The organism is Daejeonella sp., from assembly GCF_046590655.1.
Lineage (GTDB): Bacteria > Bacteroidota > Bacteroidia > Sphingobacteriales > Sphingobacteriaceae > Daejeonella.
Genome location: NZ_JBKJUM010000017.1, coordinates 65,684 through 84,482, shown reverse-complemented (window position 1 = coordinate 84,482; position 18,799 = coordinate 65,684). Strand labels below are relative to the sequence as shown.

The window sequence follows — 18,799 nt, the reverse complement described above, 5'->3', positions numbered from 1 at the left end:
CGCAACAGGTAGTTTCGGTGGGCTCTAACAACTAACAACCAACAACTACTTCTAAAAATTATTTCAAAGGATCCCCCGGCGTATTCGCCAATTCAAAAAGACACTCAATCTCCACGGGAATATTATCAGGCAGGGATCCAAATCCCACAGCGCTTCGTGTACCGATGCCGTTTTCTTTGCCCCAAACCGTTGCGAAAAGCTCGCTGCAGCCATTGATCACCTTAGGATGAGCTTCAAAGTCTGATGTACAATTTACCATACCCAAAACTTTGATCACCCTTTTTACTTTATTCAGACTTCCGAGGTTAGTCTTAATAGTCGATAGGATCGTTAATCCGACTTGCTGAGCGGCAAGTTTGCCTTGCTCAAGATCCATATCTTTCCCTATTCTGCCTCTGATTAGTTTTTTGTCGTTCTGCACCGGCCCATGGCCAGAAACATACAGGTATTTACCGTCAATAAGATATGGTTTATAAACTCCAATAGGAGTAGGAGCAGGAGGTAAAGTTAGTCCTGTCTTTGCGAAATTCTGTTCGGGAGTTAGTTCTGGCATGTTTTATTTTTATATAATGTATTATTAAAATTAGAAAAATTTTGGGAAATAGGGAATCGGTGATCGTGAGTCGGTAATTGGTGATCCTCTTAGAGCCAAGAATCAAGAGCATGATTCAAGACTTTCTGCCGGCTCTTATTCGGTAATTACAATTTTGTACCCAGCAATTAGTTCCATCCCATCGAACTTTTCACTTTTCCACTCCATTTTAAATTCTCCACTCTCAATTCTCAACTTATTTCTTGCCCGGTAAACTTATCTTCCAAATCCTCCCTCCAGCCGAATCCGCTGCACCATGTTTTAATACATAGATCTTATTGCCCAGTAATACAGCATCTACCGGGGCATTGAAATTGTTGACCAGACTCGTGATATTCATGTAAAAATTGTCTGCTGCTTCATTGTTCCGTGATTGGCAGCCGAGAATATTTTATGCTCTGCAGCTCTTGGAGAATCAAAATCAGAGATCCGGAATACGTTCCCGTCGAATGTAGAATACCAGAACTCCCCCGTTTTGGGATTGCGAATCAGCCTGACTCCTAGCGGGACGGTATCCATAACCTTTTCAATAATTATATCAGGGCGAAGAGATAAAGGTTTTTTTACTGGTGCTACCTGCCTGGTTGCTGCGGTACTTGTTTGCTGAGCCTCAGCAAGTAGCGTACACGACAAAAACAGGGCTGTAATCCCTGTTTTCTGTAAATTGCAATGAAAAAACGTCATTGATTATATTTAAATTTTGATTTCTTACGGATTTTGAGGTGCGTTTGCCGGTTTTTGTCCTGGTGCAGCTGGCAGGACATTTGGTTCAGCTATTGCATTTAGGTTATATACAATTCTGCCGGCTCTTATAGTCATTTCGGTTTCCAGCCTATCTTTTCCTGCAATTTTACCATCGCGTGCATAATAGCCAAAATTTCCTTTACGAAGTGTGAATATCGCGATGTCTGCTTCAGATCCTACAGATAAGTGGCCAAGCTCTGGTCTTTTAATCTGCTGTGCCGGGTTCCATGTTGAAGCTTTGATAACTTCTTTGAAAGGCATGCCCATCGCCATAAACAGCGACATAATGTTTGGCATATTTTTCATCGCATTATTCATACTTCCTGTGTGCAGATCCGTACTGATTGAATTCGGATAAAAGCCGCTTTTTATTGCCGGAATGCCCTGAGAGAAAAGGAAGCTCGATCCTCCAAAACCAACGTCAAATATAACACCGCGTTTCTGTGCCCTTACCGCATATTCTTTAACTTTCTTAGTGCTGATATCAACAATGGATTCTCTGCCACTTTGGGAACTTAAACCTACCTCAGGATTTCCACCAAAAGCATGTGTGTACATATCGCCAGGGCGGAATTTAATATTAAATAGAGAGTCAAGGGGTAAATAAGGATCAGCTGAACCGAAATCAACCATAATCGGAATATTAGCTAACCTGCCAGCCTCCAGTGTCCTCTCCGTAGGGATCCAGGTATGAGCAAGGGGCCCACGACCGCTATAATGCGCTAATTTAACCCCTACAATGTGTTCTGGGTATTTTTTAGCCATATCGGCTGTACTTTTTGGATCCATATGCTCAATATCACTCTCGTTCTGGCTATCCATTCCTTCACTTACAATATTCAGCATGGCAAGCACCCTTGTCTGCGACTGATCGATCGTTTGTTTTTTATAAAGTTCGAAGCTTTTCCATCCCGGACTGCCTGCATCAACTACAGTAGTTACACCGGCAGGAAAAGTGAATCCGTCGGCTGGCAATCCTGCGCGGGCATTCATATAACCTGAACCATCCTGTCCCCAGAAAAAGTGCACGTGAAGGTCGATTAAACCGGGAGTTATAAACATACCCTTTGCATTAACAAGCTGTGTTCCCTGAGTTCCGTCGATACTTTTAGCGATAGCTGCTATTTTGCCGTCCTTAATAGCAATATCCATCACAGCATCGATATCGTTCTTAGGATCAATTATGTGCCCCCCTTTAATTACAATACTGTAGGGTTTTGCGGGCCCTGTCTGCTGGGCAAAAGCTCCAGCACACATACAAAGAAGCATGGAAAAGAAAATGAGTTGTTTTGGTTTCATCGTTAGTAGTTTAGGTATTTCTTTAGTCAAATTTATTAAGTTGAAATTACACCGCTTTAGGATAATTAGTCCTCTGTCATAGATTTATAGAAGCTTATATAGGCACGCTACAGTTAAAGAGTCTGAAAAGTACTTTTTCCCCTAGTAGGTATAAAAATATTCATACGTTATTCCTGAATTTTTCAACATTTATTGTATCTGGCTACTCAAATGCGAATAATCCAGTTTGACCGATTGTTAAGAAGAGATAAGCGAATTGTTATATTTTGAATTATAATTCTTTTTAGATAAATTTAAACTTCAAATAAATACAATGAGACTTATTGAAGACACAGAGTTGATGGTGCGTCTGCGTGAGGGTGATGATCTGGCTTTAAAGCTCATCTATAAAAAGTACTGGACCCAGCTTTATACATCTGCTTATAATATACTCCACGACCAGCATGCATGTGAAGATATAATTCAGGACCTGTTTATAAATCTTTGGAATAAAAGAGAACAAATCGAAATTAAAGCATCCTTAAAATCCTATCTTTTTGCCTCAGTACGTTACGAAGTGTTCCGCCAGGTACGACATGGCTCAGTCAGGGAAGATATTTTTGAGAACATTCAGGATCGCTTTCAAACACCTTCTGAATATGGAAACATCGAGCACAGGGAATTACTTTCCTACGTGAATTCAATCGTAAATAACCTTTCAGAAAAGTGCAAAGTCGTTTATAAACTCAGCCGTGAAGAACAATTATCTCACAAGGAAATCGCTTCCAAGCTTGACATCTCTTCAAAGACCGTTGAAAATCACTTAAATAAGGCACTCAGGCAGTTGAGGACTTCTTTGGGGCTTTGGTGAGAGAGTGGAAAATAGAGAATAGGGAATGGAGAGGTCGAGACATATTGCAGGCAACTGGGGAACCAGCTACAGAGGCTTCAGGAAAATAGATTTAATGAAAGACAATAAAATCGCCACCTACGTGCTCAATCCAACGGTTAAGATTAATGAGCATGTATTTGTGGCGGTATAATATTATATCATTATATGTTCAGGAAGATATCAAACGGCATTAAGAAGTTTCTGGTTCTTTTCGCCACTACAGCGTCCCCTATGGTACAGTGAATTTTACAGATGAATATCTGATAAAAAGTCAGTAGAATAGGGAATTCACAGAAAGTTGCATTTCATCTTGAGCCCCGCTTATTTTTTTTCTAATTCCGGATATTGAATACCCAACTGTTCGAGATAGGTCTTAAATCTTGAAGGATCGTAGTAATATTTTTTTAGTTGAGGTCGGAATTCATCCATTATCTTTTGGTTGAGATGAATAGCTGGACGGGTGGCAGGTTCCAAAAATGGAATATACTTTACATCTTTTGTTTGTACATTCTTATGATAATCCCACGCATTTGAAATAATAGCTGGATTTGTTAACATATCCAAAAGTGTAGTGGCTACTACTTTACTTCCTGCTAATACTCCTTTGTGAGCGATAGGGGTGGCCATTGCAATGGCATCAGCCCAGTTGTGTCCAGGTGTGCCCGGAATATTCGCGGGGTATCGTAATACCACTGTTGGCACATTCCAGGCAATATCGGCGATATCATCGCTGCCTGCTCCCCAGGAAAATTGCACTGGCCCCCGCAATGTATCAAGCTTCGTTGCCAGCCCGTCGATAATTTCACCCGTAGGTGTTTTTGGGGGAGCATTGACTAGTTTCTGCACTGCTCTTGCCAACTGCTGATCCGAAGAATCCCAAACCGGCAATCCAATTTTTTTAATATTAGCAGATACAGCTTCTGCTATAGATCTATTGAAATGCCCTGGCCAAGCCGTGCCCAATAATTGATGGGATACTGTAGTACCAGTCATTGCAGCAACTGACTTTGAATAAAGAATAGCCTGATCGTACATTTCCTTAATATCCTCATAAGTTCTTTCCCTAAGATAATACCATACTGAGGCTTTTGACGGTACAACGTTGGGCTGGTCGCCGCCGTCGGTGATCACGTAATGAGAACGTTGGGTAGGTTTCATGTGTTCTCGTTTAAAATTCCATGCTACGTTCATTAGTTCTACAGCATCCAGTGCGCTTTTACCGCGCCACGGCGAACCCGCAGAATGGGCAGAGCTGCCTTCAAACTTAAATTCGACAGAGACCAGGCCGTTGTTTCCAGCATCACCCCATGACACGCCCATATTATTTCCCACATGCGTAAAAATGCATGCATCTGCATCCTTAAAGTAACCATCCCGAATGTACCATGCTTTAGTCCCCACTAGTTCTTCAGCTACTCCCGGCCAGATCATAAGAGTTCCAGATAACTGTTCCCGTTCCATGATTTTCTTTACCTCGAGCGCTGACAGGATCACCAAAGGTAAGCCTGAATTATGGCCTTCTCCATGCCCGGGTCCCCCCTCGACAATGGGCTCCTTATAAGCGACTCCCGGCTTTTGGGAAGCTTTCGGAATACCATCTATATCACTTCCAAGGGCAATAAAAGGTTTACCATTGCCCCATTTAGCCATCCATGCTGTGGGAATTCCCCCTATTCCTCTTTCTATGATAAATCCATTTTTTTCCAGAATATTTGTGAGATAGGCAGATGTTTCCGTCTCCTGAAATCCGAGTTCAGAAAAGCTGAAAACCATATCCACCATTTCCTGGGCTGTTTTAGACTTACCATCAAGTTTACTTATCACCTCCTTTTTCCAGGTTTCAACTTTAGGATTAAGATTTGCTTTCTTAGCCTGCGCACCCGCATACATGGCAAAAAAAAGAAAAAGCAGGCTCAGCATTGATTTTTTGTAGACCATAATTTTCGTTTAAAAAGATTCTATTATACTTCTTTATCAGTGATCCCAATCAAAATGCTTTTTCCTTCCCCAGTAAATAATGCTCCATCCAGTCAAGGTTAGTCTGGTTTACTTTCAGTACCATTTTAGGCTCAGTAGGCCCGTGCGGTTGCCGGGGAAGGACTAAAAACCGGACAGGTACACCTTTTCGTTTTAATGCATTATAAAACATGAGTCCTTGGCTGAAAGGTACACGAATATCGGCATCTCCGTGCTGAAGAAGTACGGGTGTAGTTACGTTCTGCACAAAGCGGAGAGGAGAGTGGGTATCGTAAACATTCCAATCTTCCCATGGCTGTTTTTTCATATAGGAAGGAAGGAAACCTGCTATGTCATCCGTCATGTTTTGGGCAGCCAGGTCTACTACCGGAGCCCCGATACTTGCCGCCTTAAACCGGTTAGTATGTCCAATTGTCCAGCTGCTCATAAATCCACCATAACTCCAGCCCATCACAGCCAATTTTGTTGAATCGGCCAATCCACTTGAGATTGTATAATCAACCCCCGCCATCAGATCTTTATAATCAGCACCGCCCCAGTCCCGCTGGTTTGATAGTCTGAACTCAACTCCATATCCGGTCGATCCTCTTGGATTGGGACGAAGAACAAAAATCCCCTTTTCAGCGAGGGCAGCAATCGGGTAGGCACCGCCATTGCCAGCAATAAACGTTTCCGCAAACACTCCCGCAGGACCCCCATGAATATTCAGGATCAGGGGATATTTCCTACCTGCTTCATAATTTAAGGGATAGGTGAGCAAACCGTCTATTTCTTTGCCATCAAAGCTTTTCCATTTAACTATTTCTGTTTTGGGAACAGGGTAAGAAGCAATTTCAGGATTGATCGTACTTATTTTGAGTGGTAAGAAGTTAGCTGTACTGCTCACATAGCCATCACTGGCAAGGGAAGAATTTTGCATCACAAACCCAAAATGGGATCCCTTGTCATTAAGGGCAACCAACGTTATCATATTTTTCAACCCGGTTTTCCATTCGGTAATCTCATTGCCATTTGCTGCCAGGCGAAATATTTTAGTGCTTGTATGATATGGCTCTGATGTATAGACAAATTGACCGTTGTTGCTCCATCCCAGCAATTCACCCGGTTCATTTGGCGTATTTGCTAAAGTCACCACCTGACCACCAGCAACAGATGTTACTTTGATATAGCTTTTCCCACCCCAAATTCCCTCCTCATTTGTAGCCAAATATGCTATATATTTGCCATCCGGACTAAAGCTTGGACTACTTTCTCCACCTGTTGTATTGGCCACGTTTTTTACTTCGCCCGAAGCTATCGTCACCAAAGCGATATCACTATTCATATTATCATTTACACCCGGAGAAAGAGCATGGGTGTAAGCGATAGATTTCCCGTCAGGACTCCAATCAATACCACTGATGTGGCGGTTATCATTTGTCAGCTTGAGTACATTCTGTTTGCCGCTGGAATCTTTTTCGCTGATCGAAATCAAATAAAGACGGCCCTGCTTGTGCTCTTCATTCATAAAATACCAGTCGCTCTTTGACTTTTTGTTCTTTTCTTCCACGTCAGATGGCGCGTCGCTCATAGTGTAAGCGATCGCCTTTCCATCAGGGCTCCATTTAAAATCAGCAACACTGGTTTTCACGTCCGTGAGACGCTCCGATTCGCCTCCGCCTACCGGCAGCAGATAAATATTGTTCTTACCATCGCGATTGCTAAGAAAAGCAATCCATTTCCCATCAGGGCTCCATCGCGGGTTGCTGTTGTTTTTGTCGCCCCTTGTTAAATGAACCGAATTATCTGTACTGGCGTCGGATAGATACAACTGGTTAATATACTCGCTGCGATCCTCCGTCATTACAGCTTCTCTTACAGCATAAACCACTTTTTTTCCGTCAGGAGAAACACGAACTGCTGTAATGTTTTTCATCCTGATGGTTTGTTCAGGAGACCAATACGTGCGGGATTGCGAATAAGCAGTGCCAATCATTAAAAGGACCATGCACATAATAAAAAATCTTTTCATAATGAAGGTTGATTTAAGGTGAAATCTTGTTAAGTGGATTAGTGTCATACGTTTTATGAATATTCCATTTGGCGTTCATGGCCACATTTACCTGTTAATTAGTCTGCAGCTGTGCTATAGGTTTCTTTGCCGCTTCCAATCGTATCTTCTTATTCTTCTCTGTAGCGGCTAGATTCGCATGATTTCCGCCTTTGCTGTATGCAGTATGCTTAGCCGATAATATTCTAATGCAAGGTTTTTTTGACCTGTTTCGGAGTAGAAGGTACACCAAGATGTAAGCCTTTTTATGATTCACGTACGTTGAATTAATTGCTGATCAATCATGCTTAAACTATCTCAGATCTGTAAGAAGAGAATAGAATCAAGTAATATCCTACAAGATACAAAAGTTATTTCTGAAGTAAAATTAACCTATGGTATGGGTCTCTGGGGATATAAGTATACCTTATAGTGGGCATCGTTTCGCCTTCGTCTTCGAATACTTTTACTCTAGTAAGTTGACTGCACCCCTTTATACCGGGCTACATTATAAAAAACTTCGAATTCTGACCGTATTTGAACGATTTTGACCTTCTGCTCCGCATAAACCCGCAAAAAAGGTTTTTTTGAAATAATACTGCGGGTTCCTGCACTTGGTAGAGCGTGTTTAAGATCTTTTTTATCTATGTGTGATCTAAGTTCTTAGACAGTGTTGTGAAAGGTTGAAGGAAGGATCAAGAAATAGTAATCACTGGACTATATATGGCTTGCATTATGAAAATTCTGCGGTGTTATGCGTGATTCTGAGATCAAAAAATTATCTTTAGTCACAAAACCAAAGACTATGAAGTTCTTATTCGCCTGTCTGGCAGCTATTACCCTCAGCTGTTCAACGACTAACTCTCAAAATGCATCACGCCTGAATTCGGCAGCGCCATTAAGGACCGGTGCTGAGCGTACAGAAGAATATGTTCCTTACCTAAGTGGGAAACGGGTAGCGATTCTTGCTAACCTTACCTCCATAATCGGGAAAACTCATTTGGTAGACAGCTTAAAGAGCTTGGGAATCAATGTAGTTAAGGTGTTTGGGCCGGAGCATGGTTTCCGGGGTAATGCAAGTGCCGGAGTACACGTAGCGGATGAAATTGATGCCAAAACCGGCATCCCTGTTATTTCCTTATATGGAAAAAAGAATAAGCCGTCAAAAGAAGACCTTGCTGATGTGGATGTTATGGTATATGACCTGCAGGATGTTGGTGTACGTTTCTATACCAATATCAATGCGCTGAGCCGATTAATGGAAGCCTGTCATGAAAATGGCAAGGAACTCCTTATCCTGGACAGACCTAATCCTAATGGCTACCTGGTGGATGGCGCAATACTCGACATGAAGTACAAATCAGGGATCGGTATGTTCCCAATACCTATGTCGCATGGATTAACAGTGGCTGAATTTGCTCAAATGGCAAATGGACAGGGATGGTTAACAAATGGGGTAAAATGTAAGCTGAAGATTGTTAAAAATGCGAATTACAATCACGACATGCCTTACACACTGCCTGTCAGTCCTTCACCAAATTTAAATACCCAGCAGGCAGTTATGCTGTATCCATCTACCTGTATGTTTGAAGGGACTTACATTAATCTCGGCCGCGGCACTAAATTTCCCTTTACTGTACTTGGGAGTCCGGAGCTTAAAGGAAAATACGAGTTTAATTATACACCAACCAGTATAAAAGGCATGGCAGAAACGCCACTATTCATGAACCAGGTTTGTTATGGTCTGGACCTGCGCAATTACGATGTGGAACAATTGAGGAAGAAGCAGCAGATAAACCTCGGATGGATCATGGAATTGTATAAAGCACATCCCTATAAAGAAAAATTCTTCGACTCCAAACTAAGCAACCAGATGAATAACATCGAGGTTCAGATAGGTTCGGGCCTTTTCAGAAAGCAAATTATTGATGGTGTGTCTGAAACTGTGATCAGGGCGAGTTGGGAGCCGGGGCTAAGTGAGTATAAGGAGATGAGGAAAAAGTATCTTCTATATAATTAGTGCGGGGATGGGTTTAAAAAATATTCATTGCCGCTCGTGCCGGCGCAACGGTAGCTTATTATGAACCGGTTGGGTGAAATTTGTCCTAAGCTTATGGATTATATTTGGATAAGCAATGTTGAATTCCAAACGCCTGTTTACATAACTCAAAATCATTACACTATCAATATATATCATGAAAAAATGGATCTTCTTTTTTCTGTTGAGTATTTCGATTACACAATCAGTCCCCGCCCAAACAACTGAATCGCTTAAGATCAGAGCGTACGGAAATGATAATGCTGGCAGCATTATCAAGGAGTTTACTAACTTTCTGACTTTACCGAATGTTGCTACAGATACTCCTGGCCTTAAGAAGAATGCTGCGTTTATTATGGGAATGATGCGAAAGCGGGGTATTCAAAAAGTACAGCTTTTAAATGCTGCCACGGCTGGTACGCCCCCGGCCGTGTACGGGGAAGTGCTTGTGCCCGGTGCAAAACGAACACTCATTTTCTACGCACATTACGACGGACAGCCAGTTAATCCTGCTCAGTGGGCAGCAGAGCTCGATCCATTTACTCCGAAACTATTCTCCAATGTCATTGATAAAGGGGGAAAGAATCTTCCTTTTCCAGCAGACGGTAAATATGAAAGCGACTGGAGGATATATGCTCGCGGTGCATCTGATGATAAGGCGGGTATTGCCGCTATTTTAAATGCCTATGAAGCCCTCACTATAAGCGGCATAAGGCCCGGTTATAATCTAAAATTCTTTTTTGAAGGTGAGGAAGAAGCCGGCTCACCGCACCTTAATGAAATACTGGAAAAATACCAGTCCTTACTCCAGTCTGATTTATGGATCATTTGCGACGGACCTGTTCACCAATCAGGTAAAAAGCAAATTGTATTTGGTGTCAGGGGCGATACCAATCTTGATCTGACAGTTTATGCTTCAAAAAGGCCGCTCCATAGCGGACATTACGGTAATTGGGCTCCCAACCCGGCTATGATGCTGGTAAAGTTGTTATCATCTATGAAAGATGAAAACGGAAGAGTGACTATTAAGGGATTTTATGATGATGTAACGCCATTATCCGCTTTTGAAAGAAAATCATTAAACGAAGTACCTCGGGTGGACGAACAAATGAAAACTGAACTGGGAATCCATTCCGTAGATATGCAAGGGGTATCCTTAAGTGAAGCTATCAATCAGCCTTCTTTGAACATTAACGGTATGCAAAGCGGTAATGTGGGAAAGATGGCTTCCAATCAAATACCCACCTATGCAACTGCTGTTCTTGATCTGAGATTGGTTATAGGCAATGATTGGAAGAGGCAGCAGCAAAAAGTAATTGACCATATAGAGTCAGAAGGCTTTTATGTAACAGATAAAAATCCTACCGATGAAGAAAGGCAGAAACACTCAAAGATTATTAAAGTCATAGGAAAGGATGGGATGAATGCACAGCGCACTTCAATGGACCTACCTGTAATACAAGAAGTTATAGCGGCCGTCAGAAGCACGTCACCAAATCAACTTGTCATTCAGCCGACAATGGGGGGTAGTTTGCCACTCTTCTTATTTGAAAAGTATCTGAATGCCAAAACAATAACCATTCCTATAGCCAACCATGATAACAACCAGCATGCTGAAAATGAAAACATTCGCATTGGAAATTTATTCGATGGAATGGAAATCATGGCGGCACTGATGATGATCAGATAGGCTCCGGATAAGGGAGTTTTTTTGATCATCTATTAATTGTGAGATTTTCTTTCTTTATTGATTGCAATATCTGCCTTAATGCAGAATATAACACATGGAAGCAATTAGAGCATCGTACCCAACTCGTCATCAAGTCAAATATTATGGATTTTAACTCAGTCTGAATCGCAAAGAGAGAGAGTGGCCGATCGCATTAAGCAGTTCAGGGTCTAAATGGCGAGTTCCTGAATTTTTTTGAGCCCAACCTGTTGGAGTTTTGCAAATAGAGATTTCTTCTTCTTCCAGTTTGATTTTGAACTCGGTGGTCTCTTTAGTGACCGGGCTGTCTTTAATTAATTTAAATATGTAATCGGAATTTTTGTGTGTTACTCTGAGAGGATGTTCCATATAACCTTTTCTAACGCACATTATACCATTATTGTATAGGAAATTAAAATAATTTTACTTCCTTTCACAAATCCCTGGTCCCATACTGGCGCACGTTTGTCGCGTGTACTATTTAATTTTTATACTGTAAAGAAACTGACCAGACAGAATTAGGCTCTTAGAAATTGCCTTTAAAATCACCATTCCGACTTTACTTGATTCAAAAGAACCTTTCTTCCTGGCTTACCGTTTATATCTATACCTTCAATTGCAACACGATAGGTACCTTTTTGCATGGCATCAATTCGACAGTTGCTTTTCCGAATTGATCTGTCAGGAAAAGTGGCTTCCAAAATACCGTATCAGAAAGCCTGGCCTTGTCGGGAACGCCAGTTTGCGTTGGGCAGACTTCGCTCCGCAATAACATGCTATTACTGACGGTAATCTTACGAGAGACTGAATAACAAATACTTGTTGCCCGATTAATTATTACCGATAACCAAATACCGATTCGAATAATATTTTCTTCATACAACTAGGGGATAGGCCCCAAATCTCACTCTTCCATATAAAATCATCTTATACTGTGGAAAAAGCAGCGTTTCTTATATTGCTGGATAAGTACATTTCGGGTAAAGCTTCTCCTGAGGAGGAGCAGCAATTGCTTAATTTTTACGGCAGCTTTAATAAATCCGATAAAGATCAGATTGATCGTGATATTTCGTCTCTTGATGATAAAATATACAACAGGATCATGGGGGGAATTGAGATTGAAAGCCCTGCTCCAACAAACCCTATACGAATTTTCAGGAACCTTTCGATAGCAGCCACGCTAATTGTTGCAGCGGCCGTATCGCTTTATTTCTATAATAAAGAGGAGAAGGTTGAGCCGGAGTATTTTACTGAGATAAGTCCGAAAAATGATATACTTCCCGGAGAAAATAAGGCGATATTGACGCTGGCAGACGGATCAAGGATCAGCCTTGATGATGCTGCCAAAGGTTTTGTAGCCAGCCAGGGAAACACCTCAATTACAAAGACAGAAGATGGGCAGATTGTTTATTTAAAAAATCAGGCCGGCATTTTAGGCACAAATGGTGCATCGGCTGCGAACACCATACAAACGCCTAAAGGCGGGAGGTATAAGATCAGTCTGCCGGATGGTAGTAAAGTATGGTTAAACTCTGCGTCTTCTCTAACTTATCCTACCACGTTTACCAGTGCTGAGAGGAAAGTTAAGCTTAGAGGCGAAGCATATTTTGAAATTGCTCGAAATAAGAGCCGCCCGTTCAGGGTTGAAAGTAATAATCAGGTTGTTGAAGTGCTTGGTACTCATTTCAACATTAATTCTTATGAAAACGAAGATTTTATCAAGACCACACTTTTGGAAGGTAGCGTACGTATTATACTAAACTCAGCAAAACCAAACGCCCAGTTATTAAAGCCGGGAGAGCAGTCGCTTACCAGTGCTTCGCATTCAGATATTAAAGTTCAGCATACCGACACCGAAAAAGCCATCGCCTGGAAAAATGGATATTTCAAGTTTAAAAATACGCCGATAATGGAAATAATGAAAGAAATAGAAAGGTGGTATGATGTCGAGCTTGTTTATGATGGCAAACTGGCTCCGGACGAATTTACTGGCTATATTTCGACGGATGTAAAAATATCCGGCGTGCTTAAAATGCTTGAAGAAAGCGGCGGTATTAAATTTACAGTAAAGGGCAGAAAACTTAAAGTTAAATCTATACAATAACAAACTTAAATAACGCAATATGAGAAAAAAGAATACCAGTTAATTGGAACTGGAAAGATCTTAAAAAAACCGCCCCGGAGTGCGCCCGGAGCGGCGTGTTTGTTAAGGTCTTTTTTGAATCCGTGAGTACGAAATTCTATTAATTCCAAAACAATTTAAAATGTAAAAATATGAAAAATGTTTTACTACGTGAATGGGGTAGTTCCTGCATAACAAGTGGTAATTTCCCTACCTTGAGACTCTCTAAAACGGTCTCAAATCAACTATTAAGAATCATGAAGCTGACTACCATTTTTATTCTAGTAACTTTTATGCAGTTAAGTGCTAAAGGCTTCTCACAAAATATTACGTTAAATGAAACGAACTCTAATCTGGATAAGGTTTTCACTGAGATTAGAAAGCAGACGGGGTATGATTTCTTATACAATACCAGGCTGCTGAGAAATACGGTACCTGTTACTGTAAAGACGAGGAATTCTCCGCTGGAGGATGTTCTATCGGTGGTTTTTAAAAACCAGCCACTGACCTATACCATTACTGAAAATACCATCATCCTTAAAAGAAAAGATGAGAGGTTTATGGAAGAGGTATCTAAATTTTCAATCATGCCTTCGAACCGTGATAGCAGGACTTTTACTGCAGGACAAACTGCCGGGGTTGTTTCAGATTTCGCAATAAAAATCCAGCGTATAGACGTGAGGGGTAAAGTAATCGACGCGAATGGCGAACCGCTGATTGGTGTAAGTGTGCGCATGAAAGGCTCTCAACTGGGTGCATCTACGGATGTTCAGGGTAATTTTACATTAGATGCACCCGCTAATGCTGTTCTGGTTTTTACCTATGTAGGTTATGTAACTCAGGAAGTTGCAGTAAACGGCAGAACCAGTGTTAACGTAACTCTTGCTGAAGATCGGCAGGCATTAAGTGAGGTTGTAGTAACAGCATTGGGGGTCACAAAAGCTAAAAGAGGTTTGGGATATGCAGTTCAGGAAGTAAGAGGCGACCAATTTACGGAGGCGCGTCAGAACAACATAGCAAACTCACTTACCGGTAAAATTGCGGGTGTTGATGCAACACAAGCGAATGCAGGTGTGGGTGGTTCCAGTCGTGTAATCATTCGTGGAAATACATCTCTAAACGGTAACCAGCAGCCATTATATGTTGTGGATGGTATGCCTATAAATAATACTAACCGTGGAGGTGGTTCAAGTACTGTTGGTTTGAATGTTGACCGTGGTGATGGTATATCAAGTATGAACCCGGATGACATTGCTACAATTTCCGTATTGAAAGGTGGGGCAGCTGCCGCACTTTATGGAAGTCAGGCTGCAAATGGTGTAATCCTTATTACGACTAAGAAAGGGACTGCACAGCAAGGAGTAGGTATTGAAGTTACATCTGATGCTAACTTCGGAACTCCATCCGTATTCCCTAACTGGCAATATCAATATGGCCAGGGTAATGACGGTGTTAAGCCGGCAACCGCTGCTGCTGCGCTTAGTTCAGGTCGTTTGTCGTATGGCGCTAAGCTTGATGGATCGATGGTTATGCAGTTTGACGGAGTGATGCGTCCTTATTCGGCGTTTAAAGTGAAAGATAATATTCTTAATTTCTACCAGACTCAACAAAATATTACAAATACAGTGGCATTTAATGCCGGTACTGAGAAGCTTAGAATGAGGTTATCTTTGAGTGACCTACGTTCTAAGGATCAGCAGCCAAATTCTGAATATTTCAGGAAAAATGCTGCTTTGAACGTTACTGGAAAAATGGGCAAAAATGATTTTATCACTATAGAAGGTAGCGCACAATATAATATTGTTGATGCGATAAACAGGCAGGGTATCGGATATGCTGAAATCAATGCAGCATGGCCAGTTTATCTTGCAGCCAATAATGTAGATGTCCGTAATATGGCTGGTACTGATCCAAAGAGGCCGGGAATCAAAGCTACAACCGGACGTGAATTAGATTGGAATCCTGTACCTGCTGCTGTGAATCCATATTACGCTGCTTATCAGTTAGGTAACGAGGATAATCAAAAGCGACTTATTGGTCGTTTGAGTGCCCAATTTAACATTCTAACTAACCTTTTTGTAAAGGGTACCGTGGCACTTGATAGCAGGGATTACAATGAATCTGCTTATGTTCCGATGACCAGTTCCTTTACGCCGCTTGGTTACTTCAATTCATATTATGATGATCAGGAAAAAACAAACTTCCAGGTTATCGCTAATTACAACCAGCGATTCTTATCCGAAAAGATTGGCTTTAATCTATTGGGTGGCGCGCAAAGAGAGCGTGATAATCGCTTAGAGAACGTCCTCAATGGAGATACCTGGGTTGTTCCAAATTTTTATAGTTTAACTAACCTCGTAAACAGAAGCCTCGTAAATGAGGGTGTAACATATAGCGGAACTAACTCAGTTTTTGGTGAAGCAAATATCGATTACAAAAACATCTTTTATCTCACTGTTACAGGCAGACAGGATTGGTTCTCTGTACTTAACCCCGGTTTTAATTCAATTTTCTATCCTTCAGTTGGTGCCAGTTTCATCCTTTCAGATGTTGTCAAAATGCCAGCTTTTCTGAATTATGCCAAATTGCGTTCTTCTTGGGCGGAAGTTGGTAGTGCCACGGTTAATGCTGGTAGTATAAACCAAACCTATGGAGTTAGTACAATTAATGCTTATGGATTACCAACTTTGAGTAACCCAACTACCCTGAATAATCCAAACATACGCCCGGTTACAGTGCAAACTGTAGAAGGTGGTGTTGAACTTCAAATGCTTGACAGCCGGATCGGTTTGGATGTTAACTACTATTCAAGAAGAACCCGGAATGATATCCTCTCTCCGCCGATTTCTGCAGCAACTGGTTTTAATGCTGGTCGTCGTAATCTTGGTTTAGTTACAAACAAAGGGTGGGAAATCAGTCTAAATGGAACACCAATAAAGAAAGATAACTTTAGCTGGGACGTTAATTATAATTTCGGGCATAACGTAAGTGAAATCGTTGAGTTAGCGGAGGGTATTACTACATTGACCCTCGGAAGCGCAATTGGTGGCCCAGCTCTGATCAATGCCGTTGGTCTGCCCTATTCAACAGTGAGAGCTAACGTGATGAGAAGAGATGCAAACGGCGTTTTGGTTTACAATGCAGCAACAGGCTACGAAGTTCAGGAACTTCGTGATTTAGGTGTAGGTAACCCTCCAACTCAAATGGGTCTGGGAAACAATTTCCGTTACAAGAGGTTCTCCTTGACGATTGACATCGACTCCAAATTTGGCGCCGTTGGTTACAGTAACCTTATCCAATATGCAACACGTTTCGGGCACACACCAGCAACATTGCCAGGCAGAGAGGGCGGACTGACTGTTACTGGCGTGACTACAACAGGCGCTCCTTTCACCAAGCTTTGGCCAGTAGTTGATCTGGATACGTATTATAACAATTTTGGAAGTGCATATCCTGGACAGTTTGTTTACAGTACAGATTTTGTAAAACTGCGTCGTGCTGTATTCCGTTACAACCTTCCTACAACTGCCCTTAAATTCATGAAAGTTCAGCAGGCTTCTATCGGTGTAACAGGTTTAAACCTTGCGATCCTTTACCAGGATAAGAGAGTTAAAGAAGCAGGTATAGATCCTGAAATGCAGGAAACCGTTGGTAACGCACAGGGAAGCCAGGGTGTTATGGCACCGAGAACAAGAAACATTGGCTTTAACGTGAATTTGAGATTCTAATTTTAAAACTAAGAACATGAAAAAGACATTATTTAAGATGATATATGCGGCGGGGGCAATTGTTCTGACCTTAGTGGCGCCTTCTTGTGATACAGAAGCGCTAACGGATCTGAATAGAAATCCCAATGCAATAGAAACCAACATACCGGAATATTCGTTCACAGCTTTAGTATTAGGTAGCGGCCCTGGCCAAAATTACAGGGCTCTGGGGCAAGGAATGCAATACTTTTCAAGTTATAAAGAAGTACCTGCGACCGGAGATAAGTTTTACAATTTCAGTGGTACAGCAGGTGATTTCGGGGTGTATACGGGTCAATGGAACAGGATTGTTAACCTGGTTGCTATGATTCCGGGTCCTGAGAACGTAAACAAAAGAGCAGCATGTGAAATCCTGAGAATATTGGATTTTCATCAGGCAACAGACGGCTTGGGTGACATGCCGTATGCTGAAGCAATGAAGGGGCTTGATAATCTTAAGCCTAAATATGATACCCAGCGAAGTATATATATTGCAATGCTTAATGAACTTGACGCAGCTTTAAAATCAATGGACGCGAGCAAACCTAATGTATTTGGTAACGCCGACCCCTATTTCAAAGGCGATGTAGCTAAATGGAAAAAGTTTGGCTATACATTAATGTTGCGCCTTGGAATGCGTATGTCCCAAGTTGATGCCGCTAATTCTAAAATATGGGTTGAGAAAGCTGTCTCAGGGGGCGTAATGACAGCCTTTTCTGATATCGCTTATATTAGATATGCAAACGTAACTGGTCAGATGAATCCACGTGTAGGTGGTATGATTAGCGGTGACTTTGCTGCACCTGGTGGTGATAACGTTGAAGGAAGCAAATGGACGACTCGGTTTATAGACCACTTGAAAAATACTCAGGATCCACGTCTGCCGGTTATATCTGTAGTTTGGGTTCCTTCTGGTAACTCATTTACTGCGAACAACACTTCAGCCATTCAGCGTGGAATGAAGGAGGGTGCTGTTAATACCAGGCCTTCAGATTTTGATAGTTATTCTGAGCCTTCTTTGCTTTATCTGGACCGCGCAGCGCCCATCATTACAATTGGATCTGCGGAATCTTTTCTAATACTTGCAGAGGCAGCCGCCAGGGGATGGAACGTTGGAACTACCGCACAAGCGGCATACACCGATGCAGTTCGCCAGGCGATGGCGCAATGGGCTTTATGGCCGACGGTTGCTCCGCACTCAGGAACGATAACGACCGCTCAGGTAGACGCTTATCTTGCTGCAAATCCATATCCGAGTGCAGGTACTTTTGCTCAGCAACTTGAATTTATTGCCACACAACACTGGGTTTCCATGTTAGGTGACGATTATGAAGTTTGGTCTAACTGGCGCCGTGTCAAATATCCGGTATTTAACTATGCAAACTGGACGAACACAGCTGGTCAAAAGGTTTCATATCCGGGTAATGTTACAGCTGGTAAGATGTTTAGAAGATTCTCCTATCCTCTAACAGAGCTTAATGTGAACCCAACCAATTATCTTGACGCTATAAAACGTCAGAATTTTACAGAGCAAACTGTTGACCTTCTTCAGGGAAGAATGTGGTGGGATGTTGGACCGGGAACCGGACAAAGTAACGTTAATTAACAATTATGTTATATCCCTTTATGAGTAGCTTTTCCACTCATATAGTATATTAGTAGTACGATAAGGG

The 18,799-nt window shown here is 41.8% G+C and carries 14 protein-coding genes; 7 read left to right on the top strand and 7 right to left on the bottom strand.

Annotated features, from left to right (window positions below):
• Positions 1 to 58: 58 nt before the first annotated feature.
• The 4 genes from ACLL8Z_RS01690 to ACLL8Z_RS01675 form a co-directional block, all read right to left on the bottom strand.
• On the bottom strand, positions 59 to 553 hold the full coding sequence (locus ACLL8Z_RS01690) for a RidA family protein (RefSeq protein WP_411273014.1): 495 nt from the start codon (positions 551 to 553) through the stop codon (positions 59 to 61).
• Positions 554 to 788: 235 nt separating this feature from the next.
• The gene (locus ACLL8Z_RS01685; protein ID WP_411273013.1) at positions 789 to 932 is read right to left on the bottom strand and encodes a hypothetical protein; all 144 of its coding nucleotides are present in this window, start codon (positions 930 to 932) and stop codon (positions 789 to 791) included.
• Entirely contained in the window at positions 929 to 1,276 is a 348-nt protein-coding gene (locus ACLL8Z_RS01680; RefSeq protein WP_411273012.1) for a hypothetical protein, read from the bottom strand. The genes ACLL8Z_RS01685 and ACLL8Z_RS01680 overlap by 4 nt, the downstream gene beginning before the upstream one ends.
• Before the next feature lie 24 nt (positions 1,277 to 1,300).
• Positions 1,301 to 2,635, bottom strand: a complete 1,335-nt coding sequence (locus tag ACLL8Z_RS01675; protein WP_411273011.1) for an amidohydrolase/deacetylase family metallohydrolase — start codon at positions 2,633 to 2,635, stop codon at positions 1,301 to 1,303.
• Positions 2,636 to 2,948: 313 nt separating this feature from the next.
• Between ACLL8Z_RS01675 and ACLL8Z_RS01670 the strand changes: the two genes are divergently transcribed.
• Complete coding sequence (locus ACLL8Z_RS01670) at positions 2,949 to 3,485, top strand: RNA polymerase sigma-70 factor (RefSeq protein WP_411273010.1); 537 nt, start codon at positions 2,949 to 2,951, stop codon at positions 3,483 to 3,485.
• 25 nt (positions 3,486 to 3,510) lie between these two features.
• Positions 3,511 to 3,657: a hypothetical protein gene (locus ACLL8Z_RS01665; protein ID WP_411273009.1), complete on the top strand. Its 147-nt coding sequence runs from the start codon at positions 3,511 to 3,513 to the stop codon at positions 3,655 to 3,657.
• 170 nt (positions 3,658 to 3,827) lie between these two features.
• On the opposite strand, the gene ACLL8Z_RS01660 is transcribed toward ACLL8Z_RS01665, so the two are convergent.
• Positions 3,828 to 5,444 (bottom strand): amidohydrolase, encoded by a 1,617-nt coding sequence (locus ACLL8Z_RS01660; RefSeq protein WP_411273008.1) that lies wholly within the window; start codon positions 5,442 to 5,444, stop codon positions 3,828 to 3,830.
• Positions 5,445 to 5,493: 49 nt separating this feature from the next.
• Positions 5,494 to 7,494: a prolyl oligopeptidase family serine peptidase gene (locus ACLL8Z_RS01655; protein WP_411273007.1), complete on the bottom strand. Its 2,001-nt coding sequence runs from the start codon at positions 7,492 to 7,494 to the stop codon at positions 5,494 to 5,496.
• Between the two features lie 823 nt (positions 7,495 to 8,317).
• On the opposite strand from ACLL8Z_RS01655, the gene ACLL8Z_RS01650 reads away from it, so the two are divergent.
• Together ACLL8Z_RS01650 and ACLL8Z_RS01645 are read left to right on the top strand one after the other, a co-directional pair.
• Positions 8,318 to 9,532, top strand: a complete 1,215-nt coding sequence (locus ACLL8Z_RS01650; RefSeq protein WP_411273006.1) for an exo-beta-N-acetylmuramidase NamZ domain-containing protein — start codon at positions 8,318 to 8,320, stop codon at positions 9,530 to 9,532.
• A 175-nt stretch (positions 9,533 to 9,707) separates the two neighbouring features.
• Positions 9,708 to 11,240 carry a M20/M25/M40 family metallo-hydrolase gene (locus ACLL8Z_RS01645; RefSeq protein ID WP_411273005.1) on the top strand — a complete coding sequence of 511 codons (1,533 nt, stop codon included), beginning with the start codon at positions 9,708 to 9,710 and terminating at the stop codon, positions 11,238 to 11,240.
• 150 nt (positions 11,241 to 11,390) lie between these two features.
• Here the strand turns inward: ACLL8Z_RS01645 and ACLL8Z_RS01640 are convergent, their stop codons facing one another.
• On the bottom strand, positions 11,391 to 11,627 hold the full coding sequence (locus ACLL8Z_RS01640) for a hypothetical protein (protein WP_411273004.1): 237 nt from the start codon (positions 11,625 to 11,627) through the stop codon (positions 11,391 to 11,393).
• A 565-nt stretch (positions 11,628 to 12,192) separates the two neighbouring features.
• Here ACLL8Z_RS01640 and ACLL8Z_RS01635 point away from each other — a divergent pair.
• The 3 genes from ACLL8Z_RS01635 to ACLL8Z_RS01625 all read left to right on the top strand — a co-directional run bounded on the left by ACLL8Z_RS01635 (position 12,193) and on the right by ACLL8Z_RS01625 (position 18,732).
• Positions 12,193 to 13,362, top strand: a complete 1,170-nt coding sequence (locus ACLL8Z_RS01635) for a FecR family protein (protein ID WP_411273003.1) — start codon at positions 12,193 to 12,195, stop codon at positions 13,360 to 13,362.
• 170 nt (positions 13,363 to 13,532) lie between these two features.
• A complete protein-coding gene (locus ACLL8Z_RS01630; RefSeq protein WP_411273002.1) occupies positions 13,533 to 17,108 on the top strand; it encodes a SusC/RagA family TonB-linked outer membrane protein in 3,576 nt (1,191 codons plus the stop codon).
• A gap of 16 nt (positions 17,109 to 17,124) precedes the next feature.
• Entirely contained in the window at positions 17,125 to 18,732 is a 1,608-nt protein-coding gene (locus ACLL8Z_RS01625; RefSeq protein WP_411273001.1) for a SusD/RagB family nutrient-binding outer membrane lipoprotein, read from the top strand.
• Positions 18,733 to 18,799: the final 67 nt, after the last annotated feature.

Excerpts from the sequence above, each read along its gene's own strand:
- ACLL8Z_RS01690 (WP_411273014.1), bottom strand. The coding sequence starts at position 553 with ATGCCAGAACTAACTCCCGAACAGAATTTCGCAAAGACAGGACTAACT.
- ACLL8Z_RS01685 (WP_411273013.1), bottom strand. The coding sequence starts at position 932 with ATGAATATCACGAGTCTGGTCAACAATTTCAATGCCCCGGTAGATGCT.
- ACLL8Z_RS01680 (WP_411273012.1), bottom strand. The coding sequence starts at position 1,276 with ATGACGTTTTTTCATTGCAATTTACAGAAAACAGGGATTACAGCCCTG.
- ACLL8Z_RS01675 (WP_411273011.1), bottom strand. The coding sequence starts at position 2,635 with ATGAAACCAAAACAACTCATTTTCTTTTCCATGCTTCTTTGTATGTGT.
- ACLL8Z_RS01670 (WP_411273010.1), top strand. The coding sequence starts at position 2,949 with ATGAGACTTATTGAAGACACAGAGTTGATGGTGCGTCTGCGTGAGGGT.
- ACLL8Z_RS01665 (WP_411273009.1), top strand. The coding sequence starts at position 3,511 with ATGGAGAGGTCGAGACATATTGCAGGCAACTGGGGAACCAGCTACAGA.
- ACLL8Z_RS01660 (WP_411273008.1), bottom strand. The coding sequence starts at position 5,444 with ATGGTCTACAAAAAATCAATGCTGAGCCTGCTTTTTCTTTTTTTTGCC.
- ACLL8Z_RS01655 (WP_411273007.1), bottom strand. The coding sequence starts at position 7,494 with ATGAAAAGATTTTTTATTATGTGCATGGTCCTTTTAATGATTGGCACT.
- ACLL8Z_RS01650 (WP_411273006.1), top strand. The coding sequence starts at position 8,318 with ATGAAGTTCTTATTCGCCTGTCTGGCAGCTATTACCCTCAGCTGTTCA.
- ACLL8Z_RS01645 (WP_411273005.1), top strand. The coding sequence starts at position 9,708 with ATGAAAAAATGGATCTTCTTTTTTCTGTTGAGTATTTCGATTACACAA.
- ACLL8Z_RS01640 (WP_411273004.1), bottom strand. The coding sequence starts at position 11,627 with ATGGAACATCCTCTCAGAGTAACACACAAAAATTCCGATTACATATTT.
- ACLL8Z_RS01630 (WP_411273002.1), top strand. The coding sequence starts at position 13,533 with ATGAAAAATGTTTTACTACGTGAATGGGGTAGTTCCTGCATAACAAGT.
- ACLL8Z_RS01625 (WP_411273001.1), top strand. The coding sequence starts at position 17,125 with ATGAAAAAGACATTATTTAAGATGATATATGCGGCGGGGGCAATTGTT.